We start from the raw sequence: 498 nt of genomic DNA, 5'->3' as shown, positions 1-498 counted from the left end.
GGCACCTACGGGGATTTCACGATCAACGCCGCTGGCCAGTGGACCTACACGCTGCGCAATGGCGCGGCCAATGTCCAGGCCTTGACCAGCGCCGACCACCCCGTCGAGTCGTTCACGGTCACCACGGCCGATGGCACGACCAGCACGGTCACGGTCACGGTCAACGGCGCCAACGAAGCGCCCACGGTCTCGGTCACCCCGGCCTCGGGCACCGAAGACAGCGCCGGCATCCCCGTCTCGCTCTCGGGCGCTGACGTCGACGGCAGCGTCGCCTCGTTCACCATCGGCTCGCTGCCGGCCAACGGCACGCTGCTGTTCAACGGCAGCCCGGTCGCCATCGGCCAGCTCATCCCGGCCACGGCCAATGCCGCCAGCTTGAGCTTTGTGCCCAACGCCAACTGGAACGGCTCGACCTCCTTCAGCTTCACCGCCACCGACAACGAAGGCGCCTCCTCCGCCCCCGCCAACCAGACCATCTCGGTCAGCGCGGTCAACGAC

At 68.5% G+C, this 498-nt stretch carries 1 protein-coding gene; it reads left to right on the top strand.

Annotation, left to right across the window (positions count from 1 at the left end; genetic code table 11):
- Window positions 1–498, top strand: a 498-nt coding sequence (locus tag EOD73_RS17470) for a VCBS domain-containing protein (protein WP_164846125.1), incomplete at both ends; no start/stop codon positions are given.

This window comes from Inhella crocodyli (assembly GCF_004004565.1).
In the GTDB taxonomy this organism is placed as follows: domain Bacteria; phylum Pseudomonadota; class Gammaproteobacteria; order Burkholderiales; family Burkholderiaceae_C; genus Inhella; species Inhella crocodyli.
This window is presented reverse-complemented; position numbering and strand designations above follow the sequence as displayed.